Raw genomic sequence first — 26566 nt, forward strand, 5'->3', positions numbered from 1 at the left:
TGAAGTGTAGTTAAAAAATAAGAAAAGATGAAAAATATAATTTTCAGTTTAATAGTCCTTTTTTCAAGTTCAATAGTTTTATCACAAACTATATATTCTGGTAAAGTAGTTGACATTAAAAATGAGCCAATAGCTTTTGCAAATGTTGTGATTTATAAAGCAAATGATAAATCAATTGAGAAAGGAGATATTACAGACGAGGATGGTAATTTTAAAATTGAAATAAACGCAAAAGAGTCTCATTATTTAGAAATTAGTTTTCTGGGCTTTAAAACAAAGAGGTTAGACTTGACAGAAAACAATTTAGGTAAAATTACTTTAGAAGAAGATGTTAATAGTTTAAAAGAAGTTGTCGTTAAGGGTAAAAAGCAAAACCTAATAAGAAAGAACGACCGATTAATATTTAATATTGAGAATACAATTGTTCAGGAATTAGGATCGGCTGTTGATGTACTAAGAGTTACTCCAAACATAGTAATGAGAGATGATAAGCTCACAATGTTAGGAAAAAACTTTGTAAGGGTTATGGTTAATGGTAAAATGATGCCGTTTCAAGGAGATGATTTAAGAAATTATTTGGCAACTATTAATAGTAACGATATTAAAAGTATAGAAGTAATAACTGTTCCTCCATCTGAGTTTGAAGCGGAAGGTAATGGAGGTGTAATAAATATAATTCTGAAGCAGCAAAAAAATGATTTTTGGAGTGTAAATGCAGGTCTCTCTAGTATACAACGTACCGAATTTTCATATGATAGAAATATGTCCTTTAACTATAAGAAAAAGAACACCTATTTAACGGCAAGTGTTTCTAACGGTAAATTCATAAAGAATAATGTTTTTAAAAACAATAACTTTTATGAAGATGAAACTTGGGATGGTAATGGAGATAGTAAATACGATAATGATTATTTAAACTATAGATTATCAGTCACACAAAACATAACTAAGAATTGGGAAATTGGAGCGAGTTATTCTGGATCAAATTCAGACACAGATAATCGAACATATAATCTAGATAAGATTTATGATTTATCGGACAATCTAAAATATAAGATGGATTCAGATGGTTTATCTGTGAGTGATTCCAAAATACATACATTAAATTTTTATAACCTAATTAAGTTAGATAGTCTAGGAAAAAACATATCATTCGATGTCGACTATTATAAAGTATTATCTCAAAAGAATGGAGCAAACAGTGGAGAAAAGACAGAAAATAACCTTACAGCGCCTCTTTTCTCTAATGATACCAATATTGATTATGATTTTGAAAATTTTTCAAGTAAAATTGATGTTTCTCTACCTTTTGAAAAAATTGAGTTGCAGTTTGGAGGAAAAGCTTCTCTATCTAATACGAATAATAATTTTAAGTTTTATAATACTTTTAGTGGCACACCAGTATTGGATGAAAATCAATCAAATGTATTCGATTATAAAGAAAATATATTTGCAGCTTATGTTTCTGGAAGTAAGCAAATTACAGAAAAGCTTTCAGCAAAAGTAGGATTGAGAACAGAAACAACAATGACAGAATCGTATTCTAAATCGAATAATCAATTCAATAAAAACGATTATACAAAGCTATTTCCAACACTGTATCTTACTTATAATTTAAAGGATAATAAGTCGCTCTCTTTCAATTATAGTAAACGTTTAAACAGACCCGTATTTGAAAGTTTAGACCCTTTTAAAATAGTTTTAAACCCTTTTAAAACAGCACAAGGAAATCCTTTTCTAAAACCATCTTACATTACAAATTTTGAGTTACTGTTTAATACTAAAAAGAATGAACTAAAGGTTTATACTCAATTGCTAAAAGATGGTTATGATCAAATTAGTGAAATAGACCCCAATACTAAAATTATAAATTATACCTATTATAACTATATAGATACCTACAGTTATGCAATATCAGACACCTATATTTTTGATAAAATGGATTGGTTAACATCCTATAATACGGCTGAAGTGGGCTATTCTAAAATGACGTCATCTATACCTCAAACAATAAGTAGTCAAAGTGGTTTTAATGCATTTGTACAAACACAAAATTACATCACTTTAGATACCAAAAAGAATCTTTCACTAGGAGCAAACTATTATTATGTTTTCCCAGCGAAACAAAATTTATACAAAATGGAAGGGTATGGGGCATTAGATCTATCATTACGATTGAAGCTTTTAGAAGGTAATTTAAACCTCTCTTTATTTGCAAACGATATTCTAAAGACAAGTAGAACATTAGTGACGAATTACTACAATAATGTAAGAACAACCTATAAAAATTATTACGATACCAGATCGGTAAGTTTCAATATAAGATACACATTTGGAAATACTAAAATAGGATCTAAATCGAATAGATCGGGTAATTATGACGTACAAAATAGAGCAACTAAATAAGTAGATAAAATATTCCTGGCCAGGAATTAGACCGAAGAGCAGTTAATGTCTTTAAACTAAAATTGAAGTAATAATCATTAAAGTCATATAAAAATTGAAAAAAGTTCAATTAAACAAAGGATTAAATCTAAACAAAGAGACAGTTACAAAGTTACAAGAATCTCAATTGCCGAATTTAAAAGGAGGAGTTAATCGCGTAAATGCTGTAGCTACATGTGCAAATATGTCATGTACAGATACTTCATGTAATGAGAGCTCTTGTATTGGATAATAACAATCTAGTAGTGAAAAACAAAAAAGGAATGGTTAAACCAACCAAAGTATCAACCATTTCTAAATATTAATTTAAATACATAAACAAAATGAAAAAAATTCAATTAAACAAAGGATTAAATTTAAACAAAGAGACAGTTACAAAATTACAAGAGTCTCAATTATCAAACTTTAAAGGAGGAGTAGCTGGTGTTACATGTGGAAATGCATCTTGTGCAAATTCATGTAATGAAGGATCTTGTAATAAGACAAAAGTTGCTCAACTACAATAACAAAAAAAGAAATGGTTAAGCCAACCAAAATATCAACCATTTCTAAATATTAATTTAAAAACGTAAACAAAATGAAAAAAATTCAATTAAACAAAGGATTAAGTTTAAACAAGGAGACGGTTACAAAATTACAAGAGTCTCAATTATCAAACTTTAAAGGAGGAGCAGCAGGATTTACATGTGCAAATGCATCTTGTGTAAATTCATGTAATGAAGGGTCTTGTAACAAAACAAAAGTAATTCAAAAGTAATAAACAAAAAAAGAAATGGTTAAACCAACCAAAGTATCAACCATTTCTAAATATTAATTTAAAAACGTAAATAAAATGAAAAAAATTCAATTAAACAAAGGATTAAGCTTAAACAAAGAGGCAATTACAAAATTACAAGAGTCTCAATTGTCAAACTTTAAAGGAGGAATTAATCGTGTAGACCAAGGTTTAACATGTGGAAACGCTTCATGCGCAGCATCATGTAATAAAAACTCTTGTAACGCTGCTCAATTACAGTAATAATAAAAATAAACAAAAAAAGGAATGGTTAAACCAACCAAAGTATCAGCCATTCCTTAAATATTAATTTAAATACATAAACAAAATGAAAAAAATTCAATTAAACAAAGGACTAAGCTTAAACAAAGAGGCAATTACAAAATTACAAGAGTCTCAATTGTCAAACTTTAAAGGAGGAGCAGCTGGAGTTACATGTGCAAACGCTTCATGTGCAGCATCGTGTAATAGAAATTCATGTAACGCAGCTCAATTAGAGAAGTAAAATAAACAAAAAAGGAATGGTTAAACCAACCAAAGTATCAACCATTCCTTGAATATTAATTTAAAAACGTAAACAAAATGAAAAAAATTCAATTAAACAAAGGATTAAATCTAAACAAAGAGACAGTTACAAAATTACAAGAGTCTCAATTATCAAATTTTAAAGGAGGAATTAATCGTGTAGACCAAGGTTTAACATGTGGAAACGCTTCCTGTGCTAATTCATGTAATGAAGGATCATGTAACAAAACAAAGATTGCATAATAAAGAAAAAAGGAATGGTTAACCAACCAAAGTATTAACCATTCCTTAAATATTAATTTAAAAAACGTAAACAAAATGAAAAAAATTCAATTAAACAACGGATTAAGTCTTAATAAAATAGCTATTACTAAGCTTCAAGACGCTCAAATGTCAAAATTAAAAGGAGGAGTTAATCGTATCAATGATAGTATTTCTTGTCTTCAACTTACATGTAACACATCATGTAATAATGGAACCTGTAATGGTGCTGTTTTAAAATAATCTTCTTAAAAACAACAGGAATTATTCTTTCCTGTTGTTTTTAAACTAAAACTTTAGAAATATGAAAATCAGCTTAAAAACAAAATTAAAATTGAATAAGAAAGCGGTAATAAAACTTCAAAATTCAGAAATGGTGACTTTAAAAGGTGGTGGAGATTCTCTTTCTTGTCGTTGCATGTCTTGTCATAAAAATTCCAATTTAGGAATAGAGTAATATCAGAACAAAAGTAAATCCTTTTAGTGACTTACATTAAAAATAGTTTAAAATGAAAACAGCAAATCAATTAATACAAAAAATAGACGACCTAAATACTCAAGAGTTAAATTCTGATAGTCTTTTAAATGGCAGATTAGGGTTAGTATATTTCTACTTATCGTTATACAAACATTTCAAAGAAGAAAAATATTTAGATAAAATAGAATCTAATTTAGGAATGGTTTTTAAGAACATCGAAGATCAAACATCTAGTTTGTTATTAGATGCTTCAATTGAAAACGGCTTAAGTGGTTTAGGATATGTATTACAGCTATTAATTGATGAAAATATATTAGATGCGGAATATAAAGATCAAGTTAAAGAAATAAACAATATGGTTTATGAAGATGCTTTAAAATTGATTGCTGAAAAAAATTATGATTATGTACGTGGTCCATTTGGTATACTTTTTTATCTAAATTCTGTTAAAGACGAAGCATACGTTAACATTATTTTAGAAGAATTGATGAATAAATTTAAAGAAGATGAAGACTTCTTTTTTTACAACGAATATAGCTACATAGAAGGAGTACATATTGGATATGCTCATGGACTATGTGCTATAATCAAAGTACTTAATGATATAGAAGATGAGAGAGCTGAATTTATAGTTAGAGAATTATTAAAAAAGCTTTCTCAAATCATTAAGGAGAATAACTTTTACATAAAAGATAAAAAATACTACCTACCGAGAAGTATCCATAAGGGAGATACTTTTGAAGGAGGATTAAACTTTAGAGCAGTTTTAGCATGGTCAAACAGTGACATTAACTTTTCAACGCTCATTTTTTCCCTTAAAGAAAAATTCATAAACAAAGAACTATTAGAAATAGCAAATCAGATTGCTTTAGAAAGTATCGATAAAAAAGAAGAAGAGCATACTAGGGTTTGGGACCATCGTTTTTATTTTGGTAGTTCAGGGGTTTTAAAAACATATAATTTTTTATATGAGAAAACAGGAATTGAAAAATTTCAAAAATCTTCACAATACTGGTATGAAAAAACATTAGAACTTTTGGAAGAAGATAACATAGAAGAACATTCATTAAATTTTCTAAATAACCTTCCAGCCACAACATTATCAATACTAGAATTTGAAGAAAAAAAAAATATTAACTGGTCAAAATTATTACTAATATGAAAAATGAAGATATAAAAATAGGACTTTTAGAATTAGGCTTGAGCGATAAATTAAATTCATTAAATGCTCTTGAAGATATTTTTACCTATGCAGCAACTGCAGATGAATTAGGATATTCTAGATTTTGGATTTCAGAACACCATAGAGCTAATCCATTGCACCCATATAATAATCCTGAAATATTAATAACACTTATAGCAGGAATGACTAACAATATAAGAGTTGGATCTGCTGGTTCTTTAATTGGATATTATTCTCCTTATACACTTGTTCAAAATTATAAGTTGTTAAATAATATATATGATAATCGAATCGATTTTGGATTGTCAAAAGGACGCCCTGAAAACTCTCATTTACATAATTTTTTCAATTTAGACGACCAGTCTTTTGAAAACAAAAAATACATAAGTAATCTAGAAGGAATTTGCGATTTATTACAAAATGAGGAAGCAAATTTTGAAGAAAAAAAGATAGTAATACCACCTTATAAAGGACTTTCTCCTTCTTTATGGTATTTATCAAATAGCTACAGATGGAAAGATTTAGCAGTTAAAAATCAATTAAATATTTGTAGATCATTAATGCACGGCCTAGATGTTTTTGACTATGATGCAGATTTAGAAGGTTTATCAAAATATAAAGAAGAATTCTATTCATTACATAATAGAATACCAGAAGTATCTGTTGCTATTGCAGTTTCTTTCACCGAATCGGAAAAGAGTTTAAAAGAAAGAGAATTAGCAATAACAAATATAAGAGAGGGAATTAAAATTTTGCCAGTATCAGAAGACAATTTTATAGAAACATTAGATAATCTTCAAAGAAAATATAATATAGATGAGTTTATTATTTATGATACTGAAAATAACATAGATAAAAAGATTGAAAATCTTAATCTAATGAAAGAGTTAACTAGTTATAAAATTTGTAAAGCGGTCTAAACATGAAAAATATTAATATACTATCAGATAAAATTGTTCGCGAACCATTATTTCCGCTAAGCGATTATAAAAAAATACCTAAAGAGATTAACGAATTAAATCAGTTTGTAGATTCTTTATTTCTTGACAAGAAATTTTCTGAAGCCATTTATTTAGCATCTCCAGTTTTGCATGAAGAATGGGAGAAAATAGTTAATGGAGAAAAAGAGAGAGGAAAAATTAACGAGTCTATTCTGAAATATTATTTAAGAGCAATTTCAAATACGGTTCCGTTCGGACTTTTTACTTCCTATTCAGTTTTATCTGAAGACAATGACACTACGGAAGAAGGTGAATTTAAGAGATTTTCAAATGTTGACATGGAGTATTTATTAAAAGTACTTCATTATTTAAACGAAAATGAAACGGTTAGAAAAGTAGTTACTTACAGAAAAAATAATTCTATATACAAAGTTGGAGATAAATACAGATATATAGAACCTAAATATACTAATGAAAATCTTGGATATACATTATCATCAATTGATAGTGATGAATTAATGGATTTTTTAATGACTACTGCAGAAGATGGTATGACTTTTAATAAATTAAAAGATACAATTCTGGAGTTAGTTGAAGGAGTAACAGAGGACGATGTTGAAGGTTATATTAATGAATTAATTAATTCTAAAGTGTATGTTACTTCTTTAGAAATTGGTTTGAATGAAGAACATTTAATAGGTCAAATTACAAACTTCTACACAGAAAATAGAGATATATTAGATACAGATGAAAAATTGAAACCTATTTTTCAATCTTTAATTAAAGTAGACGAGAAAATTAAAAACATAGACAAAGCAGTTTTTAACTCAAAAGAAGAATATCAAAAAATATTCGCAGAGCTTTCTAGTATAGAAATACCATTTCAAAGCAAATATGTTATTAACTCAAATTTAAGAAGAGATAAGAAGAAAGACATAGAGCAAGAAAACATTAATTCAAAATTGAATAAGCTTTTAGGAAGCTTGTCTAAAATTTCACATAGTGATATTATACCTCAATCGAACTTAGATTTATTTAAACAAAATTTCTATAACCGATATGAAGATCAAGAAGTTTTACTATTGGAAGCACTAGATAATGAATTAGGTATTGGTTATTTGGCTCATTTAAAAGAAGATGTTCTTTTTTCAGACCTAATAGACGATATAACAATTTCACCAGCAGCAAAAAACACTAGTGAGAAAAAGACAGAACCTAAAATATATAGTTTCTGGATGAACCAACTAATGAATGCTTCAAACAGTGAAGAATTGGATTTAGAAAAATTAAACCTAGATGTTTATAAAGAATCTAGTAGGGTTAAAAACGGAGCATTCTCTTTGTCATATACTTATGCAAATGATAAAGTTTATTTAAAATATGCAGGAGGAACAACAGCAACAAATCTAATTGGAAGATTTAGTAATAATGATAAAAATGTACAAAGTGTAGCAAATAAGGTTGCAGATTTTGAAAAGGAAATGCATAAAGATAAAATTACTGCAGAAATAGTTCATCTTCCAACAAATAGAGCAGGAAACATTCTAATTAGAAAAGTAGATAGAGAAGCAGAAATTAGTCTAATTTCAAAAGCATCAAAAGGTATAAAAACAATAGATATTAACGATTTATACGTTAGTATTAAAAACAATAGAGTTTTTTTAAGATCAGGAAAAGAAAACAAAGAAGTAATTCCTTTTTTAAGTTCTGCTCAGAATTTCCATTTCAATTCTTTACCTGTTTATCATTTCTTATGTGATTTACAAATGCAAGATCGATTAATTGATTATTCAATCAATTTTGGTGGGTTTAATGTTGGTGATCTTGATTACTGTCCAAGAATAGTAATCGGACAAGATATTGTGCTACGAAATGCAACATGGTTATTAAGAAAAGAGAAGTTTAAAAATATAAATGATTTAAGAAACTATTTAAACAAAATAAATGTTCCACAATTTGTTTATTTAAGTGATGGAGGAGAAGACAAAATGATTATTGATATAGATAACCCAAGTACTTTAGGTATTTTATTTAATGAAATAAACAAAAGCAACATTGTAAGAATCACAGAATGTGTTTACAATATGGATCAAGAGAATCTATATGCAAATGAACATATTAGTATTATAAAATCACAAAAGGATACTATTTTAGATAGAATAGTAACCTATAATAAAAAAGAAGAAAACGGAGTAAAGAGATCTTTTATTTATGGTGATGAATGGGTATATTTTAAAATATACACAGGAAGAGTAACATCAGATACGATACTTATAGAAAATTTATCAAGAATAACCAATTCGTTGTTAGAAAAGAAAATTATAGACAAATGGTTTTTCATAAGATTTACAGATCCAGAATTTCATTTAAGAGTGCGATTTCATTTAACAGATGAGAAAAAATACGATGAGGTTTCTAAAATAGTAAATCAAGAATTATCTCAGTTAGTTCAAGAAAGAAAAATATGGAAACTAGACTTATCAACATATAATCGAGAATTAGAAAGATATCACTGGAGTAATATTGATAATTCTGAAAACATCTTTTTTATTGATTCAGATTTTACAATCAAATTACTAGATTTTTTGAAATCGAATAACGAAACTAGGGTTTGGTTATATGTGCTAAAATCGATAGATGATATTTTTAATGCTTTCAACATAAGCTTAGACGAAAGACATAAAATAATTGAGAAAATGTTTACTAGTTTTTGGATAGAACATGGAGAAGTAAAATCAGTTAAAAAAGATATTAGTAACAAGTTCAGAAAGTATAATGACGAGTTAACACAATTAATCAAATCACCTCCTACAGCATTAAATGCTATTTATGAAGAAAGGTTAGAGCGTTTAAAAAAGATAACGTTAAGTGATGAGGTTAAAGAGGATACAACAAATTTACTATGGAGTTATATCCACATGAATGTTAATAGATTCATACAAGCAAATCCAAGATTTCATGAATTAATAATGTATGGTTTATTGGAAAAACAGTACAGTAAGGAGAAAGGAATGAGAAAGTATAATCAAAAACTGGTAGAAAATGAAGCTTATTAGACAATATGATAAAATGGATTGTGGACCTTCATGTTTAGGTATGATTGCTAATGCTTATGGTAAAGATATTTCTTTAAATTCTTTAAGAGAAAAATGTCATATAACAAAAGAAGGAGTTTCTTTATTAGGAATTGATGAAGCAGCAAAAGAAATGGGTTTCGATACTTTCTCGGCTAGTCTAAACCTAGAAGAACTTAAAAAGATTGAATACCATAATTATCCTTGTATTCTACATTGGAACAACAATCACTTTGTAGTGTTAAGAGGATTTGATAAAAAAAATATATTTAGCAGAAAAAAAAGGTGGCAAATTGCAGATCCAGGGCATGGTTTTATAGAGTTAAATGATGAGAAGTTTCAAAAATCATGGTTAGGAGAAAACGAAACAGGAATTGCTTTTTTTCTTAAACCTAAAGAGAAATTTTTCAATACTGAATTTAAGCAGCCTGAAAAAATATCTTTGAAGTTTTTTGTAAAATATTTTAAAGAACATAAGAAAAAATTAGGGATTGTATTTTTATTGATGTTATTGGGAAGTTTAATCAACATGATATTTCCATTTTTAACGCAGTACTTAATTGATAAAGGAATATCTAACAAAGATGTAGATTATATTCAACTTATTTTATTTTCTCAGTTGAGTTTATATCTAGGAGCTATTATTATAGAAATATTTAGAAATTGGTCATTGCTGATTGTAGGAACCAAGATTAGTATAAAAATTATTTCAGAGTTTCTGACTAAGATATTAGAGTTGCCTTTACGTTTTTTTGATTCGAAGCTAATAGGAGACTTTCAACAAAGAATTCAAGATAATGATAGAATTGAATATTTTCTTACGTCTCAATCAATAGCAACATTTTTTTCAACCATTACATTTTCAGTGTTTTTTATTGTATTGGCTTATTATAATTCAAATGTATTATTAATCTATATTTCTTTAACAGTATTGTCTATTTTATGGTCTAATTATTTTTTAAAGAAAAGGAAAATTTTAGATTATCATAGGTTTGTAGAAAACAGTAACAATCAAGAAACCATTTATGAAATTTTAAATGGAGTTTCAGAAATGAAGCTAAATAATTTTGAAGATCATAAGTGTAATCAATGGAAAGAAGTTCAAGATAGATTATTTAAGATAAACCTGAAAATATTAAAATTAGATCAAATTCAAACGTCTGGATTTAATTTTATAAATCACGTAAAAAACATTTGTGTCTCTTTTTATACGGCAGTTTTAGTAGTTCAAGGGGACATGAGTTTAGGAGTTTTATTGAGTGTTTCTTACATTATAGGGATGATGAATTCTCCAGTAGATCAATTAGTCTCATTTTTAAAAGCATTACAAGATGCTAAATTGAGTTTGGCAAGATTAAATGAAGTACAAAGCGAATTACCTGAAGAAAAAGAATCATACTCAAAACTAGAATTATCTAAGTCAAATTTAAATTCCGGCATTAAATTAAGTAATGTTTCGTTTCAGTATGAAGGACCTCGTTCTCCATTCGTTTTGGAAAATATTGACATGTATATTCCAGATGGAAAAATTACAGCAATTGTAGGAGCAAGTGGAAGTGGAAAGACAACATTAATGAAAATGCTTTTAAGATTTTATAATTCAATTGGCGGTCATATTAGTTTTAATGGACAAAATATTTTAAATATTTCTCCTAAAGATTTAAGAAAAAACTGTGGAGTCGTGATGCAAGATGGTTTCATTTTTTCAGACACAATTAAAAGAAATATAGCTACGTCAGATGAAGAAATAGATTATGATCGATTAAAAAACGCTGTTAAAGTGGCAAATATTGAAGAATATATAGAATCATTACCACTAAAGTATGATACTAAAATTGGAGCAGCTGGTAGTGGTCTTTCAGGAGGACAAAAACAAAGAATATTAATAGCAAGAGCAGTTTATAAAAATCCTCATTATGTGTTTTTTGATGAAGCAACTTCAGCATTAGACGCTGAGAATGAAAAAATAATTCATGATAATTTATTTGGGTTCTTTAAGGGGAAAACAGTAGTTATTATAGCACACAGGTTAAGTACAGTAAAGCATGCAGACCAAATTGTTGTTCTGAAAAAAGGAAAGATTAGTGAAGTTGGAAGTCATGCTCAATTAGTTGATAGAAAAGGAGATTATTTTAGTTTAGTTAAAAACCAATTAGAATTGGGAAGTTAAAAATATAGATATGGAGACAAAAAATATAATGACAGAAAATGAAATAATTGTAGAAATCGAGAAATCTATTACAGACAATTATGATGTTTTTACATCAATGGGTGTTGTAAATGGTTTAGCAGGTGTATCATTATTTTATTATTATTTAGGAAATAAAGAGCTTACAATTTCCTTTATAGAAAAAGCAATTGAAGGGCTAAATGATTCGTATCAAGGAACAAATATTGTTGAAGACATAATTGATATTGGTAAGTTGCTTAATTTTTACGAAGAAAAAGGGATATTGACTTCAGATGATATTGATTTTTATTTCGAAAATTACGATTCTGTAGTTGAAGAGTTATTAATGGATAGTTTGAAAGAAGATAATTTAAGTCCTGTTTCTGGAATATTAAAATATGCAAACTATTTTATTTATAGAACAAGATACTCAAATAAAGATTGTAGTTGCTTGTTTTCAGAAGTGCTCGATAAAATTGAGAAACTATCTCATAATGATGTGGGAACAGGTGGTACTTATTGGATATCAAATGTAGAAAGAGATGGAAGAAAGCTAATTGAGTTAGGGATAAAGCATGGTGTGATGGGAATTGTTGATCACTTAGTAAGTTTGTATAAAATAGGCTTTCAAAAAGAAAGGGTTTTAGGTTTAATAGTAAGCGGATTAAAATATACGAGTAGTTTTAAACTTGAAAATAAAAAATTTCTATTTCCTTTCTGTTCAGATAATGTTCCAGAAGCACAATCTTCATCATTTGGAATACTTTATGGAGATCTAGGTGTTGCATATGGAATTTATAGAGCAGGTTTAGTTTGTGAAATTGAAGAATATAAGAAGCTAGGGACAGAAACATTGATGCTTTCTACTAAAGTAAAAGATGACAACAATGAATTTATAACCGATGCTAATTTGTTTTATGGAAGTTTAGGAATTGCATCATTTATGACATTCATGAAAAAACAATTACAAGTAGATTTCTTTGATTCAACTATAGACTATTGGTACAATAAAACGAAAGAACATAAAATTCATCAAGGACAATGGGCAGGATTTGATACTACTTTCAATAAATTCGATATTAATGCACAATTATCTTTTTCGCACGGAATTGTAGGAGTTGGAATAGCTCTTTTAAACTTTGAAAAGCAATTAGATTTTGATTTTTTAAAATTTGTAGGTTACGAATTTTAAAGTTGAATTAAACTAATAACAAATCCCTTTATGAATCTTAAATATAAAAGGATTTGTTATTTGATTACATTAGCTTTCTTATTCTCATAAAAAGTAATTCCAATTCCTAAAAGTAGAATTAAACCACCTATTATCATCTGTAGCGTTATTTTTTCATCTATAAATAACCAGGCTAAAAACGTAGCAATTACGCCTTGACTTAATAAACTGAGAGATACTCTTGTAGCTCTCATATTTTGAGTTGCATAACTAATTAGTAACCATGCAGCTAATTGACAAATAGCTCCTTGTATGAAAAGAACAAGCCATGCGTTAGAAGAAAAACCAAAAAAGGACTCATCTGCAATTAAACAAATAGCACCTAAAAATAGAGTGGACGCAAATAAACTGATGGTCATAAATGAATAAATATCTACCTTAGATAAGACGTTTTTACTAACAAGAATATATATAGCGTACAAAACACCTGACAGTATAGCTAATGAAAAGGCTAAATCAAAGTTCATTTTGATAAAAAAATCAAATCCAACTAGTGTTATCATACCAAAAAGAGCAACGACTGTTCCAATCCAGAAATTAGTCGAGGGCTTATTTTTTAAGAAAAAAAACGAAATAATTCCAACCCAAACAGGAGCTAAATTAGTTAAAAGCGTTGCTTGTGTAGCACTCGATTTTTGTATAGCAATATTCCAAACTGCTACATCAGAAGCAAATAAAATACCACAAAAAATAGAGACAAATAATAGCTTGCTTTTAGGAACAACCATCTTTTTCGTTAATATAACGTAAGGTAGTAATAAGCCTAGAGCAATTGCCATTCTATAAAAGGCAGAAATTAATCCTGATGTTAATTGTAATTTAATTAATATAGGAAAAATAGAAATACAAATTATCCCTATTAACAGAGCTATTCTAGGCTTATTCATTATGTTTTTAACTAATTAAAGCACCATTTAAAATGCCTTCAGTATCTGGATTAACAAATACTAGTTTCCCTTCAGCATTATTGGTCATTAAAATCATTCCAGCACTTTCCACACCTCGTAAAGCTCTTGGAGCTAAGTTAACTAAAACAGTTACTCTTTTACCAACTACTTCTTCAGGAGAAAAATGCTCAGCGATTCCAGAAACAATAGTTCTAACATCAATTCCGGTATCTACTTTAAGAACTAAAAGTTTATTCGCTTTTGGCATTTTTTCAGCTTCAAGAATTGTACCTACACGAATATCTAATTTTGTAAAGTCATCGAATGTAGCAATCTCTTTTTGTGGTTCAGCTTTAGTATTTTCTATCTTGTTGGCAGTTTTTGTTGCTTCTAATTTATCCATTTGTTTTTGAATTTCAGCATCATCTATTTGAGCAAATAAAATTTCAGCTTGTCCAATTTGATTATTAGAAGGGATTAATTCTGTTTTCTTAGAAATGTCATTCCAGTTTAATTTTGAATCAGTAAGTTTTAAAATTGATTTTAACTTAGTAGATGTAAAAGGCAAAAAGGGTTCACATAAAACACTTAATGCCGTTGCAATTTGTAGCGCAACATACATTTGTGTTTTCACTCTTTCTGGATTTTCTTTAACCATTTTCCATGGTTCTTCGTCTGCTAAATATTTATTCCCTAAACGAGCGACATTCATAACTTCTCCTAAAGCTTCTCTAAAACGGTAGCGTTCAATAGAACTCGAAATAACAGCAGGATACGCTTTTAATTCAGCTAATGTTTGTTCGTCAATTGCTGTAAATTCATTTGGAGCAGGAACAATTCCAGTATAATATTTGTTTGTTAAAACAACAACACGATTAATGAAGTTTCCATAAATTGCAGCTAATTCGTTATTGTTTCTTGCCTGAAAATCTTTCCAAGTAAAGTCGTTGTCTTTTGTTTCTGGAGCATTTGCAGTTAATGCATAACGTAATGCATCTTGTTTATCTGGGAAATCCTGTAAATATTCATGTAGCCAAACTGCCCAGTTTTTAGAAGTTGATAATTTATTACCTTCTAAATTTAAAAATTCATTAGCAGGAACATTGTCTGGCAAAATATAACTTCCTTCTGCTTTTAACATCGCAGGGAAAATGATACAATGGAAAACAATATTGTCTTTCCCAATAAAGTGAACTAATTTAGTATCTTGATCCTTCCAATAAGGCTCCCAATCTTTTCCTTCTTTTGCAGCCCATTCTTTAGTCGCAGAGATATAGCCAATTGGCGCATCGAACCATACATATAGTTTTTTGCCTTCAGCACCTTCAACAGGAACATCAATTCCCCAATCTAAATCACGCGTTACAGCTCTAGGTTCTAAACCACCATCAACCCATGATTTTACTTGTCCGTAAACATTAGATTTCCAGTCATTTTTATGACCTTCTAAAACCCATTCACGCAAAAAAGCATCATATTCATTCAATGGTAAAAACCAATGCTTTGTTTCTTTTAAAATAGGTGTTTCACCTGTGATAGTAGATTTTGGTTGTATTAAATCGGTTGCATTCAATGATGAACCACATTTCTCGCATTGATCACCATAAGCTTCTTCATTTCCGCATTTTGGACAAGTACCTGTCACAAAACGATCGGCTAAAAATTGATCCGCTTTTGCATCATATAATTGTTCCGTAGTTTGCTCAATAAATTTACCGTCTTCATATAATTTTCTAAAGAATTCCTGCGCAGTATCATGATGGATTTTTGCAGAAGTTCTGGAGTAATTATCAAAAGAAATTCCAAAATCTAAAAAAGACTGACGAATAATTCCATCATACTTATCAATTACTTCTTGCGGTGTAATTCCTTCTTTTTTAGCCTTCATCGAAATCGCAACTCCATGTTCATCACTTCCACACATAAAAGCAACGTCTTTTCCTTGCAAACGTAAATATCTTGCATATATATCACTTGGAACATAAACACCTGCTAAGTGACCAATATGAATTGGACCATTAGTATACGGCAAAGCAGCAGTAATTGTGTATCTTTTTGGATTCTCTAACATGTTTTTAAAATAATTTTAGTTGCTGAAATTTCTTCAGAATTCATGCAAAAATAATTCATTGATAGTGAATAAGCGAATTTTAAATTGAATTTGTTTATTTTTGAAAGAAAGTATTAATTTAACTCCTACCAAATGATAAGATTATTAATTTTACTTTTTTTATTTTCTAATTTAAACTATTCTCAAACTGAAATGAAAATTCCACCATTTTTAAAAAAAGGCGACACTATTGCAATTGTTTGTACTGCTCGAAAATTTATGCCCGAAGAAGCAAAACCAGCTATTGATTTATTAGAATCTTGGGGATTAAAAACGAAGCTAGGTAGAACAATTGGATTAGATAGTTGTCAGTTTGGAGGAACTGATGCAGAACGAGCTGCAGATTTGCAAGAACAGATGGATGATAAAAACATTAAAGCAATTTGGTGTGCGCGTGGAGGATATGGAACGGTTCGAATTATCGACTTGTTGGATTTTACAAAATTTAAGGAAAACCCAAAGTGGATTATGGGCTTTAGTGATGTTACTGTTTTGCATAGTCATTTAAATACTTTAGGAATTGCTTCTTTACACTCAATTATGCCTTTTACAGTGCCAAAAGCATCAGATACTGTTAAACGAACATTTTATGATGCATTATTTGGTAAAAAATTAGAATATGTAATTCCTTCTAAAGATTATAATTTAAAGGGGAAAGCTAAAGGGGAATTAGTTGGAGGAAATATATCTATTTTGTATAGTCTTCTAGGGTCTAAATCATCTATAGATACAAAGGGCAAAATTCTTTTCATTGAAGATTTGGATGAATATTTATATCACTTGGATAGAATGATGTATAACATAAAAAGAAATGGGTATTTTGAAAATGCAAAAGGAATCATTGTTGGAAGTATGTCAGACATGCATGATAATGAAATTCCATTTGGACAAAATGGTGTTCAAATAATAGTAGCAATAGCAAAAGAGTACAATATACCAATTGCATTCGATTTTTGTGCAGGCCATCAGAAAGATAATAGAACACTTGTTTTAGGTAGTCAAGTTGAGTTAGAAGTAAATGATAATGAAGTAAAACTAATGTTTAAAAACTAATCATTTTACTAATTACTATTCACTCGAAAAATGGCAGAACACAACGATTTAGGTAGGATTGGAGAAGAAAAAGCTGTTGAATTTCTTTTGGAAAAAGGATATGATATCTTAGAAACCAATTGGGTTTTCGACAAGGCTGAAATTGATATTATCGCTCAAAAAGATAATTTTTTAGCTGTTGTTGAAGTTAAAACAAGATCAAGTTTAGATTTTGGTTTGCCTCAGGATTTTGTTAAACCTAAGAAAATTCAATTATTATTAAAAGCTGTAAATGAATATGTTATTTCAAATGACTTAGATGTTGAAGTTCGTTTTGATATAATTGCTATTCATAATAAAAAAAATAAATTTAACATTGAGCACATAGAAGCGGCTTTTTATTATTTTTAGTTATAAATATAACATTTTGTGTTTTTTTATTACATTTGTAAAAAACATACACAATGAAAACTATTTCTTCTGTTGTAGAACAGTACATTAAATCGAAACCTTTTCTATTAAATTCTTTATCTCAAGGAATTATAAATTTAACTTCTTTGGCAAGAGTAATGATGCCGTATTTAGAAAAAGAGTTAGGGAAAGATGTAAAACAAGGAGCGGTAGTTATGTCTTTAAAAAGACTTTCTGAAGAATTAGATTTTAAAATTAATCATAAAATATCTAGAGTTTTAAAAAACACTGGGGAAATTACAGTTCGTTCTTCTCTAACCGATTATGCTTTTGTAATCTCTGAAACATTATTAGATAATCAAGCTAGATTATTATCTGAAATTAATAAAGAAGCAGACGTTTTCTACACATCATCAAGAGGTGTGAATGAATCTAATATTATCATTAGTACATCAATGTCTTATTTAGTTGCAGATTTATTAAAAATGGAGAAAATTACTCATAAAATCGAAAACTTATCTTCAATTACGGTAAAGCTACCTCAAGAAAATATTTCGGTTCCGGGTGTTTATTATTATATTTTTCAAAGATTAGCTTGGGAAGGTATAATTATTCATGAAGTTATTTCAACTACAAATGAATTTACTATAATCGTAAGTGATAGTCAGATAGATATTGCATTTAAAGTAATCAAAGATTTGAAAAGCATACAAGACTAGTAAAAAAGGTCTTGTTTTTTTTTACATCAAAAAAAGAAGTGTATTTTTACCAATCTATTATACTAAAAATAGAAAATTGAAGTTAAAGAAATAAAGCTTTTATCTTGAAGAACAATATATTAAAATATTCATACACTTTTGGCCTATTATTTTTTTTGATAGCATGTTCTGTTAAGAAAGATAAATTCGTCAATAGAAATTTTCATGCAGTAACTACGGAGTATAATGTTCTGTATAATGGAAATATTGCGCTAGATGCTGGAAAGGCAGAGTTAGTTTTGACCTATAAAGATAATTTTTGGGAAACATTGCCTGTTGAAAGAATAGGCGATAAAGAGGAAGAGGTCCTTCCTGGTCAAGCTAAAAACCCTAATTTTGAGCGTGCAGAAGAAAAAGCAGTAAAAGCAATTCAGAAACATTCAATGAATATTGATGGTTCAGAAAGAAATCCGCAAATGGATGAAGCTTATTTACTCTTGGCAAAAGCTAGGTATTTCGATAATAGATTCTTACCTTCATTAGAAGCTCTAAATTATATTCTTTATAAATACCCTAAGAGTGATAAGATCTATCATGCAAAAGTTTGGAGAGAAAAAGTAAATATCCGACTTGAAAATGAAGAAACAGCGATAAAGAACCTAAAGAAGCTTTTAGAGAGTCAAAATATTGAAGGGCAAGATTTAGCAGATGCTAACGCTATGTTGTCTCAAGCATATATGAATATTGGGGCAAATGATAGCGCAATTGCAACCATTAAAATTGCAAAAGAAGAAACACGCGATAAAGAAGAAAAAGCGAGATATTCTTTTATTCTAGGTCAGTTATATGAATCTTTTGAATATAACGACAGTGCCTATGCTACTTTTCAAGAAGTTATAGATATGAATAGGAAATCTCCTAGAAGATATGTTATTCAAGCACATGCTAGACAAGCTTTACAGTTTGATTATAAAAATGGAGACACTTTAGTTTTTACTGAAAAATTCAATGAATTAATAGAAGATAGAGAAAATCGTAAATTTTTAGATGTCTTGTATCATCAAATGGGAGTTTTCTATGATAAACAAGAAATTGATAGTACTGCTAAGAAATATTATAACAAATCGATAAAATCAACATCGCAAGATAAATACCTAGTAGCATCCAATTACAGAAATATGGGTGAAATTTATTTTAAAAATGCTGAATATAAAATTGCGGGTAAATATTATGATAGTACTTTACTTCGCTTAGACGATAGAACAAAAGAGTTTAGGAAAATCAAGAAGAAGAGAGATAATCTAGAAGATGTAATTAAATATGAAGATATTGCTAGAGAGAATGATAGTATACTTTCTTTAGTCGCAATGTCAGAAAATGAAAGAAACGATTATTTTCAAAAGCATATTGATAAAATAAAAAAAGAAGATGAGTTAAAAGCAAAAAAAGAAGCAGAATTAGCCGAAATTGAAGCGATTAAACAAGCAAATAATGCTAACTCTTCTGCAACAAATCTTTCTAAATTAAATCAAAAAGGAAATTTGGCTTCATTCTCTCCAAATGGACTTCCTCCTTCTGCTGGAAATGACGAACAAAGTACATTCTATTTTTATAATCCTGTAACAGTAGCGTTTGGTAAAAAAGAATTTAAAAACAAATGGGGAAATAGAAAGCGTAAAGAAAACTGGAGGCTTTCAAGTAGTTCTTCGGATAATTTTTCAAACTCAACTAATAATACTGATGAGGGTAGTATTGATGAAGATTCTTTAAGTGTAGATATTTTTAAGCCAGAATATGAGATAGAATTCTATACATCTAAATTGCCTACAGATAAAAAAGTTATTGATAGTATTCATAAAGATAGAAATTTTGCATATTATCAATTAGGAGTAATATATAAGGAGAAGTTTAAAGAATATGAATTGGCAGCGTCCAGATTAGAAAGGTTGCTAAAGAATAATCCTGAAGAAAGATTAGTATTGCCTGCAAAATACAACTTATATAAAATTTATCAGATAATCAACCCAACTAAAGCAGAAGAGTATAAGAATCAAATTATAACGGAATATCCAACGAGTCGTTATGCTCAAATCATTCAGAATCCTTCAATGGCTTTTGAAGATGAAACAAATCCTCAAGTTGTCTATAATAAGTTATATAAAAAATACGAACAAAATTTATTAAGAGAAGTCCTTGCAGAAGTAAACGAAAGAATAGATCAGTATTTTGGAGAAGAAACATTGCCGAAGTTTGAAATGTTAAAAGCGACTGTATTAGGAAGGTTAAATGGTATTGAAGATTATAAAAAATCACTCAATTATATTGCATTAACATATCCTGATATTGAAGAAGGAAAACAAGCTGAGCAATTGTTGCAAAGTGATATACCTAAATTAGAAGTGTTAGATTTTGGAACGAATGAACCAACTTCTTGGAAAGTGATTTTCCCTAAAAATGAAACGGATAAAGAGAGTGCTACTATATTAATTAATAAGATTAATATGTATTTAAAGGCAAGGAATAATGATGATCTAAAAGTTTCTACAGATATTTATTCGTTAGACCAAGATTTTATTGTAATTCACGGATTAATTACAGAAGAAGTGGCAAAAGCAACATTGAGTGTGTTGGAGGAATATAAAGATTATAAGATAAAAGACAAATCATATATTATTGCTTCAGAAGATTATAGGATAATTCAAATAAAGAAGAAATTTGAAGAAAGGATAAAGTAAAAACATAAAACCCCAAAAATATATTAAGACATGTTCGATAAAACTAAGCAAAAAGAAACACCACTCGGAAAAACCAATAGAATTGTTCAGGGTACAATAATAAAAGGAGATATTGAATCTAAAGACGATTTCAGGTTAGACGGAGTTTTAATAGGGAATTATAGTTCGCCTGGAAAATTAGTAATTGGTCCATCTGGTGAAGTACAAGGAAATATTAAGTGTAAGAATGTCGATATTGAAGGGAAGTACTTAGGAAAGTTAGAAGTTGACGAGTTGTTGACGATTAAGTCGACTGCTAATATTCAAGGTGATGTAGTAATTGGAAAATTATCAGTTGAACCTGGAGCTGTTTTTGAAGCTACATGCGCTATGAAGTCTAAAGGAAAAGAAATTGAAAAGCCACAAAAAGTATAAATTTTTTATAACTATGCTAAAGCCTGTATTTGTACAGGCTTTTGTTGTTTTATGACTCTTTTCTTCATTTAAATAGAACTATTATTTAGAATAGTTCTATTTATAATTATTTCACAATTTTTTGTAATTATTATTAAAAATTCACAAAAAAGGGAATAAAATTAAATTATTCGTGTTTTAGGATTTTTTTTTGTTAAAAAAACAACACGTTTTTAACAAAAAAAATACATTCTAAAATCATAATTAAACGTTAAAAGTTCATGATTAAACTGTTCGTAATTAGGTACTATTTGTTTAATACGTTTTTTTTATAAAACCTTTGCACTTTAATACAAAGTACAATTTTATGAAGAAGAATTTTTTTTACTTATTAATGGTATTATCCGTTATGAGTGTGTTTCAAGCAAATGCACAAAGTAAATTTAAAGGTATTGTTAAGGATAATCAAGAAAGACTTAGTCTTTATGGTGCTACTGTAAGAGTATTATCCCCAGGTAGTAATTTAGAGGAAAAAATTACTGTAGATTTTGATGGAACTTTTAAAATTAGTTCGGTTAAAGCGTTTGGAACAATAGAAATTTCTATGAATGGTTATCTAACCAAAGAAATTCCTTTTTACAAAACTAAAGATGACACTGTTGATTTAGGGACTATCTATTTAGAAGAAAACTTAGTAGTTGAGCGAGATGTTGTGGTAACAACTTCTAGTATTGACGTTATTAAGGATAGAAAGACTCCAATTTCTTCTTCTACAATGAGAAATTATGAAATGCGTGAAAAAGTTTCTAATAAAGACTTTATTGAGTTAACGAATCAAATGCCAGGTGTTTATACATCTAAAGTAGGTGGTGGTTATGGAGATACGAGAATCAATGTAAGAGGGTTTGAGCAAAACAATATTTCACCAATGATTGATGGTATTCCTGTGTATGATTTAGAGGCAGGTATTGTTGATTGGGCAAATATTGCTTCAATGAATGATATCGCAACTTCTATTCAGTTACAAAGAGGATTAGGAGCGTCTAAGCTTGTAAATTCATCTGTAGCAGGAACTATGAATATGATTTTAAGAAATGCGAATCACGATAAAGGTGGTTTTCTTTATAATTCAGTAGGTAATGATGGTTATAAAAAATTTGCAGGTTCTTATTCAACTGGATTGTTGAAAAGTGGATTCTCTGCGAATATGTTGTTAAGTGCTACTTCTGGTGATGGATATGTTAATTCTACTAATTTTGAAGCGTATTCTTATTATTTAGCCTTAGGATATACAAAAGGAAAGAGTGATTTTCAGTTTAAGGTTTTTGGTTCGCCACAAACACATAGTCAAAGAGTTTCTGATATTAGATTATCCGATTATATTGCAAGAGGTAATGGTGTAGACGAGCCTGGTTATAAGTATAATCGTGACTGGGGATATTTAGATAATAAAGAATATGCTACTAAGGTAAATTTTGGACATAAGCCATTAGGAATTTTTCAATGGGATTTAAATTTCACAGATAAAACACAGTTATCTACAAAATTTTATGGATCTAAAGGAACTAGTGGAAGTACAAATTTCTCTGGTGTAATTGATGGAGATGCAGCATTGACTTGGCCAGATCTTAATGGCCAGATTGACTTAGAATTTATTAGAAACTTTAATTCAGGTAATCTTGCTGTTTGGACTAGTCCTACTACTGGTAATGCTTTTACTTATCAAAGAACTCCTAATTATAATGGGCAGTATATTAATTCAGATTTCACAGGAACTTCTAATACTACTGGTATTTCGTTAGTTTCAGAAGTTACTAATCAAACTTTCTACGGAGGAATTGTGAATTTAAAAACAGAATTGGCTAAGAATTTAGTGCTTAGTTATGGTCTTGATGCAAGAAATACAGTCTATAATAAAACAAGAATCGTAAACGATTTATTTGGTGCGGATGGTTATGATCCAGACTTTGCAACTACGCCAAGTTATTCTCTTAATACAAATAATACGGCTTTACCAGAAGCAATGTTCGATTTTACAAAGAAAAATTTGGGTGCGACTCCTGTAGATTATAAATATGACGCTAAAATTGCTTATTTAGGTTCTTATGCGCAAATTGAATATGATATTTGGAAATTAAATTTATTAGCACAAGGAGGTTTTAATAGACAATTTATTCAAAGAGTTAATTACTCTTTGGGTGATTATGCTGAGTCGACTCCTGGTTCTGGAGTTTATGATATTGATAATAATACGAGTGAGTCAACTAACGAGTTGCCTATTGATGGTTATAACGCTAAGTTTGGTGTGAATTATAATATTACAAATAAACATAACTTCTGGGCTAATGCTGGTTTTGTTTCAAGAGCACCTGTATTCGTAACTGTTTATAGTGGATTAAATAATGATATCAATCCAAATTATAAAAATGAAAAATTCCAATCTATAGAGGTAGGATATGGATTTAGATCTAAGCATATAAGTTTGAACTTAAGTGCATACTCATCAACTCATGATGATGCAGAAACTCCATATTATACTCCAGAATTAGGTAACTTTGGTACTACTTCAGGAATAAATAGAATTAATAAAGGTGTTGAATTAGCAATAACTGCTGCTCCGATAAGAAAATTAATTTTCAATGGTACTTTATCTTTAGGGGAATGGACATATAGTTCAAATGCAATTTTTCAAGATTTAAGACCAACAACAGGTGGTGGTTTGTCAGATCCATCTGAACTTTTAATTAAAGATCAAAAAATTGGTGGTGCTCCACAATTAATGGCTTCTATTGGTGCAAATTATGAATTATTTAATAACTTTATTTTTGGTTCAAATCTTAAATATTCAGATAAAATGTATTCTTCGCCAGCTTTAGAGAGATATGATCCAGTTTTTTACGGAGATGTTTTCGCTTTTAAAGACCCTGTAAGATTACCTTCATTCGCAGTTGTTGATGCATTCGCTTCTTATAGATTTAAAATAAATGTTAATGATGCTATCGATTTACGTTTAAATATTGATAATTTCTTTAATAAGAAATATATTTCTGAGTCTAATACAAGTTACCAACTGGATAGTGTAGATCCTACAAGTGGTACAGGTTCTACTTTTAGAAATAATGGTAATGTTTATAACGGTGTTGCGGCAGGTAACAATGCATTCTTTGGTTTAGGAAGAACTTGGAACTTTACAGTAAGATACGAATTCTAATCATTTAGAATTATAGTTTAAAAAAGGAGTTGCTTTTGCAGCTCCTTTTTTTTATATTTACGTTTTATTTTAAGAGAGAATGAATAACAAACCTAATAAATGGTTATCGCTTATAACAATCCCATTTCAAATGGGATTTATTATATTCATAGCTAATAGATTAGGTTGTTGTATTGACGAGAAGTATCAAACAGATGTATATGGTAAAATAATTACATTATTAGGTGTTTTTATAGCAATGTATCAAGTGATTCAGCAGGTTAATTTTATAAACAGAAACGATAAATAAGGTGAGAGATAATATATATGTAAGGTTTTTGTTTTTATGTGTTTTAATCTTATTGGTAAACCTTGGTGTGGTTTATGGCTTAGGACTTAATGTAAGAATGGAAATGGAAAATGTTCAAATGTTTAAGATGATGATTTTTTTTCTTTTAAGCAGTGCTTTGATGTTGATTGCACATGTTTATATAGATAAAGATAAAAAAGAGATTTTAGGCTATGTGTTTTTGGCGACATTAACAATTAAGATGATTGTTTCTTATGTTTTTCTTTCATTAGTAAAAGGAGCAGAGGTTTTAAAAGAATTAGAGAAAATTTGTTTTTTCGTTCTTTTCATTGAATTTTTATTTGTAGATGTCTTTTTTACAGTAAAATTATTAAATAAAAACGATTAGAAATTAAAAAAAATAACAGGTTGTAAAAAAAAGTCCAGATTAAATAACGCGATGTTAATTAATATTGTACTTTTGCAAAAATTTTAACGACCGTAAAAATGATATTTTATAACGATATGGTGATTTCAAGAAAACCACTTAGTTTAATTGTAGCTATCGCATTTTCGATACTGCCATTCATTAGTACAGCTAACACGACATTGGATAGCACATCAGTTGCTGTCGAACACGTACAAGAAGTTCATGTAGAAGACCATTCTAGCCATGAAGGTTTGTCGCAAAAAGAAAAAGTTGAGGCTCATATTGCGCATCACTTGCAAGATTCTTATGATTTTGTATTCTTTTCAGACGAAGCAGAAGGTAAGCATTATGGCTTTTCATTACCAGTTATTTTAATTGATAATGGATTGAAAGTGTTTTCTTCTTCAAAGTTCCACCATGGTGAAACCCTTGCAGAAGTAGACGGGCAACATTATAAGTTGTTTCATAATAAGATTTATAAAACAGGAGCAGAAGGTGTATTGGATTTAGATGAGCATCATCATCCAACAAATGTAATGCCTTTAAATTTTTCTATAACGAAGAATGTTTTTTCTTTGTTAATAACATCAATTATAATCTTCTTTTTGTTTTTTGGTTTAGCAAAAACATATAAGACAAGTCATAACAATTTACCAAAAGGGTTTAATAGAGTTTTAGAGCCATTGGTAATTTATGTTAGAGACGAAATTGCAAGACCAAATATTGGTGAGGCAAAGTATAAAAAATTTATGCCGTATTTATTAACTGTATTTTTCCTTATATGGTTATTAAACTTAATTGGTTTAACACCTTTAGGGATTAATGTTACAGGGAATATTGCAGTAACTATGTGTTTGGCTATATTTACGTTCATTATTACTCAGTTTAGTGCAAACAAAGATTATTGGGGACATATTTTCTGGATGCCTGGAGTGCCTGTTCCAATGAAAATAATTTTGGCTCCAATTGAAGTTTTAGGAATGTTTACAAAGCCATTCTCTTTAATGATACGTTTGTTTGCAAATATAACTGCAGGACACACAGTAGTAATGGGATTAATTGCAATTATATTTGTATTGAAAGAGCAATTAACAACTGTAGGAGCTACAACAGTTTCTTTGGCATTAACCTTGTTTATTTCTGTAATTGAAATTTTAGTTGCATTTTTGCAAGCCTATATATTTACAATGTTATCGTCTTTATTTATTGGTATGGCGGTACAAGAGCATCATCATGATCATGAAGAACACCATGACGGTTTAGATCATTCAGATAATGCAATAGTTTAAGAATAAATTTTGTTTAATT

The 26566-nt window shown here is 29.0% G+C and carries 25 protein-coding genes; 23 read left to right on the top strand and 2 right to left on the bottom strand.

Features of this window, described 5'->3' with window-relative positions; genetic code table 11:
- Positions 1-27 precede the first annotated feature (27 nt).
- From L2Z92_RS06750 to L2Z92_RS06815, 14 genes are all read left to right on the top strand, one after another.
- Positions 28-2406, top strand: coding sequence for a TonB-dependent receptor domain-containing protein (locus tag L2Z92_RS06750; protein WP_236458075.1), 2379 nt, complete (start codon positions 28-30; stop codon positions 2404-2406).
- 94 nt (positions 2407-2500) lie between these two features.
- Positions 2501-2677 (top strand): class I lanthipeptide, encoded by a 177-nt coding sequence (locus tag L2Z92_RS06755; protein WP_236458076.1) that lies wholly within the window; start codon positions 2501-2503, stop codon positions 2675-2677.
- A 91-nt stretch (positions 2678-2768) separates the two neighbouring features.
- On the top strand, positions 2769-2951 hold the full coding sequence (locus L2Z92_RS06760; protein ID WP_236458077.1) for a class I lanthipeptide: 183 nt from the start codon (positions 2769-2771) through the stop codon (positions 2949-2951).
- Positions 2952-3022: 71 nt separating this feature from the next.
- Positions 3023-3202 (top strand): class I lanthipeptide, encoded by a 180-nt coding sequence (locus L2Z92_RS06765; protein WP_236458078.1) that lies wholly within the window; start codon positions 3023-3025, stop codon positions 3200-3202.
- A gap of 75 nt (positions 3203-3277) precedes the next feature.
- The gene (locus L2Z92_RS06770; protein WP_236458079.1) at positions 3278-3463 is read left to right on the top strand and encodes a class I lanthipeptide; all 186 of its coding nucleotides are present in this window, start codon (positions 3278-3280) and stop codon (positions 3461-3463) included.
- An 85-nt stretch (positions 3464-3548) separates the two neighbouring features.
- Positions 3549-3725, top strand: coding sequence for a class I lanthipeptide (locus tag L2Z92_RS06775; RefSeq protein ID WP_236458080.1), 177 nt, complete (start codon positions 3549-3551; stop codon positions 3723-3725).
- A gap of 77 nt (positions 3726-3802) precedes the next feature.
- Positions 3803-3988, top strand: coding sequence for a class I lanthipeptide (locus L2Z92_RS06780; RefSeq protein WP_236458081.1), 186 nt, complete (start codon positions 3803-3805; stop codon positions 3986-3988).
- A 75-nt stretch (positions 3989-4063) separates the two neighbouring features.
- On the top strand, positions 4064-4249 hold the full coding sequence (locus L2Z92_RS06785; RefSeq protein WP_236458082.1) for a class I lanthipeptide: 186 nt from the start codon (positions 4064-4066) through the stop codon (positions 4247-4249).
- A gap of 61 nt (positions 4250-4310) precedes the next feature.
- A complete protein-coding gene (locus L2Z92_RS06790) occupies positions 4311-4463 on the top strand; it encodes a TIGR04149 family rSAM-modified RiPP (protein ID WP_236458083.1) in 153 nt (50 codons plus the stop codon).
- A 52-nt stretch (positions 4464-4515) separates the two neighbouring features.
- The gene (locus L2Z92_RS06795; RefSeq protein WP_236458084.1) at positions 4516-5646 is read left to right on the top strand and encodes a lanthionine synthetase LanC family protein; all 1131 of its coding nucleotides are present in this window, start codon (positions 4516-4518) and stop codon (positions 5644-5646) included.
- Positions 5643-6587, top strand: a complete 945-nt coding sequence (locus L2Z92_RS06800; protein WP_236458085.1) for an LLM class flavin-dependent oxidoreductase — start codon at positions 5643-5645, stop codon at positions 6585-6587. Before L2Z92_RS06795 ends, L2Z92_RS06800 begins: the two co-directional genes overlap by 4 nt.
- Positions 6588-6589: 2 nt before the next feature.
- Positions 6590-9664, top strand: coding sequence for a lantibiotic dehydratase (locus L2Z92_RS06805; protein WP_236458086.1), 3075 nt, complete (start codon positions 6590-6592; stop codon positions 9662-9664).
- Positions 9651-11852, top strand: a complete 2202-nt coding sequence (locus L2Z92_RS06810) for a peptidase domain-containing ABC transporter (RefSeq protein WP_236458087.1) — start codon at positions 9651-9653, stop codon at positions 11850-11852. The genes L2Z92_RS06805 and L2Z92_RS06810 overlap by 14 nt, the downstream gene beginning before the upstream one ends.
- 10 nt (positions 11853-11862) lie before the next feature.
- Positions 11863-13044 (top strand): lanthionine synthetase LanC family protein, encoded by a 1182-nt coding sequence (locus L2Z92_RS06815; RefSeq protein ID WP_236458088.1) that lies wholly within the window; start codon positions 11863-11865, stop codon positions 13042-13044.
- A 56-nt stretch (positions 13045-13100) separates the two neighbouring features.
- Here the strand turns inward: L2Z92_RS06815 and L2Z92_RS06820 are convergent, their stop codons facing one another.
- Positions 13101-13970 (bottom strand): DMT family transporter, encoded by an 870-nt coding sequence (locus L2Z92_RS06820; protein WP_236458089.1) that lies wholly within the window; start codon positions 13968-13970, stop codon positions 13101-13103.
- A gap of 7 nt (positions 13971-13977) precedes the next feature.
- A complete protein-coding gene (metG, locus tag L2Z92_RS06825) occupies positions 13978-16041 on the bottom strand; it encodes a methionine--tRNA ligase (RefSeq protein WP_236458090.1) in 2064 nt (687 codons plus the stop codon).
- Between the two features lie 192 nt (positions 16042-16233).
- Here metG and L2Z92_RS06830 point away from each other — a divergent pair, with 192 nt between their 5' ends.
- The 9 genes from L2Z92_RS06830 to atpB all read left to right on the top strand — a co-directional run bounded on the left by L2Z92_RS06830 (position 16234) and on the right by atpB (position 26547).
- Complete coding sequence (locus L2Z92_RS06830; protein WP_236458827.1) at positions 16234-17133, top strand: S66 peptidase family protein; 900 nt, start codon at positions 16234-16236, stop codon at positions 17131-17133.
- Positions 17134-17163: 30 nt separating this feature from the next.
- Entirely contained in the window at positions 17164-17523 is a 360-nt protein-coding gene (locus L2Z92_RS06835; RefSeq protein WP_236458091.1) for a YraN family protein, read from the top strand.
- A 53-nt stretch (positions 17524-17576) separates the two neighbouring features.
- Positions 17577-18242 (top strand): aspartate kinase, encoded by a 666-nt coding sequence (locus L2Z92_RS06840; RefSeq protein WP_236458092.1) that lies wholly within the window; start codon positions 17577-17579, stop codon positions 18240-18242.
- A gap of 104 nt (positions 18243-18346) precedes the next feature.
- Positions 18347-20956: a type IX secretion system periplasmic lipoprotein PorW/SprE gene (porW, locus tag L2Z92_RS06845; protein WP_236458093.1), complete on the top strand. Its 2610-nt coding sequence runs from the start codon at positions 18347-18349 to the stop codon at positions 20954-20956.
- 30 nt (positions 20957-20986) lie between these two features.
- Positions 20987-21370: a bactofilin family protein gene (locus L2Z92_RS06850; protein WP_236458094.1), complete on the top strand. Its 384-nt coding sequence runs from the start codon at positions 20987-20989 to the stop codon at positions 21368-21370.
- Positions 21371-21716: 346 nt separating this feature from the next.
- The gene (locus L2Z92_RS06855; RefSeq protein WP_236458095.1) at positions 21717-24560 is read left to right on the top strand and encodes a TonB-dependent receptor; all 2844 of its coding nucleotides are present in this window, start codon (positions 21717-21719) and stop codon (positions 24558-24560) included.
- Positions 24561-24639: 79 nt separating this feature from the next.
- A complete protein-coding gene (locus L2Z92_RS06860) occupies positions 24640-24849 on the top strand; it encodes an AtpZ/AtpI family protein (protein WP_236458096.1) in 210 nt (69 codons plus the stop codon).
- 1 nt (position 24850) lies between these two features.
- The gene (locus tag L2Z92_RS06865) at positions 24851-25237 is read left to right on the top strand and encodes a hypothetical protein (RefSeq protein WP_236458097.1); all 387 of its coding nucleotides are present in this window, start codon (positions 24851-24853) and stop codon (positions 25235-25237) included.
- 116 nt (positions 25238-25353) lie between these two features.
- Positions 25354-26547, top strand: a complete 1194-nt coding sequence (gene atpB / locus L2Z92_RS06870) for a F0F1 ATP synthase subunit A (protein WP_236458828.1) — start codon at positions 25354-25356, stop codon at positions 26545-26547.
- Positions 26548-26566 lie beyond the last annotated feature (19 nt).

The sequence above is a fragment of the Flavobacterium jumunjinense genome (assembly GCF_021650975.2).
Classification (GTDB): Bacteria; Bacteroidota; Bacteroidia; order Flavobacteriales; family Flavobacteriaceae; genus Flavobacterium; species Flavobacterium jumunjinense.

What these genes read in the sequence shown, in the direction of transcription:
- L2Z92_RS06750 (WP_236458075.1), top strand. Translation starts at nt 28, where the DNA reads ATGAAAAATATAATTTTCAGTTTAATAGTCCTTTTTTCAAGTTCAATA.
- L2Z92_RS06760 (WP_236458077.1), top strand. Translation starts at nt 2,769, where the DNA reads ATGAAAAAAATTCAATTAAACAAAGGATTAAATTTAAACAAAGAGACA.
- L2Z92_RS06765 (WP_236458078.1), top strand. Translation starts at nt 3,023, where the DNA reads ATGAAAAAAATTCAATTAAACAAAGGATTAAGTTTAAACAAGGAGACG.
- L2Z92_RS06770 (WP_236458079.1), top strand. Translation starts at nt 3,278, where the DNA reads ATGAAAAAAATTCAATTAAACAAAGGATTAAGCTTAAACAAAGAGGCA.
- L2Z92_RS06775 (WP_236458080.1), top strand. Translation starts at nt 3,549, where the DNA reads ATGAAAAAAATTCAATTAAACAAAGGACTAAGCTTAAACAAAGAGGCA.
- L2Z92_RS06780 (WP_236458081.1), top strand. Translation starts at nt 3,803, where the DNA reads ATGAAAAAAATTCAATTAAACAAAGGATTAAATCTAAACAAAGAGACA.
- L2Z92_RS06785 (WP_236458082.1), top strand. Translation starts at nt 4,064, where the DNA reads ATGAAAAAAATTCAATTAAACAACGGATTAAGTCTTAATAAAATAGCT.
- L2Z92_RS06790 (WP_236458083.1), top strand. Translation starts at nt 4,311, where the DNA reads ATGAAAATCAGCTTAAAAACAAAATTAAAATTGAATAAGAAAGCGGTA.
- L2Z92_RS06795 (WP_236458084.1), top strand. Translation starts at nt 4,516, where the DNA reads ATGAAAACAGCAAATCAATTAATACAAAAAATAGACGACCTAAATACT.
- L2Z92_RS06800 (WP_236458085.1), top strand. Translation starts at nt 5,643, where the DNA reads ATGAAAAATGAAGATATAAAAATAGGACTTTTAGAATTAGGCTTGAGC.
- L2Z92_RS06805 (WP_236458086.1), top strand. Translation starts at nt 6,590, where the DNA reads ATGAAAAATATTAATATACTATCAGATAAAATTGTTCGCGAACCATTA.
- L2Z92_RS06810 (WP_236458087.1), top strand. Translation starts at nt 9,651, where the DNA reads ATGAAGCTTATTAGACAATATGATAAAATGGATTGTGGACCTTCATGT.
- L2Z92_RS06815 (WP_236458088.1), top strand. Translation starts at nt 11,863, where the DNA reads ATGGAGACAAAAAATATAATGACAGAAAATGAAATAATTGTAGAAATC.
- L2Z92_RS06820 (WP_236458089.1), bottom strand. Translation starts at nt 13,970, where the DNA reads ATGAATAAGCCTAGAATAGCTCTGTTAATAGGGATAATTTGTATTTCT.
- metG (WP_236458090.1), bottom strand. Translation starts at nt 16,041, where the DNA reads ATGTTAGAGAATCCAAAAAGATACACAATTACTGCTGCTTTGCCGTAT.
- L2Z92_RS06830 (WP_236458827.1), top strand. Translation starts at nt 16,234, where the DNA reads ATGAAAATTCCACCATTTTTAAAAAAAGGCGACACTATTGCAATTGTT.
- L2Z92_RS06835 (WP_236458091.1), top strand. Translation starts at nt 17,164, where the DNA reads ATGGCAGAACACAACGATTTAGGTAGGATTGGAGAAGAAAAAGCTGTT.
- L2Z92_RS06840 (WP_236458092.1), top strand. Translation starts at nt 17,577, where the DNA reads ATGAAAACTATTTCTTCTGTTGTAGAACAGTACATTAAATCGAAACCT.
- L2Z92_RS06850 (WP_236458094.1), top strand. Translation starts at nt 20,987, where the DNA reads ATGTTCGATAAAACTAAGCAAAAAGAAACACCACTCGGAAAAACCAAT.
- L2Z92_RS06855 (WP_236458095.1), top strand. Translation starts at nt 21,717, where the DNA reads ATGAAGAAGAATTTTTTTTACTTATTAATGGTATTATCCGTTATGAGT.
- L2Z92_RS06860 (WP_236458096.1), top strand. Translation starts at nt 24,640, where the DNA reads ATGAATAACAAACCTAATAAATGGTTATCGCTTATAACAATCCCATTT.
- atpB (WP_236458828.1), top strand. Translation starts at nt 25,354, where the DNA reads ATGGTGATTTCAAGAAAACCACTTAGTTTAATTGTAGCTATCGCATTT.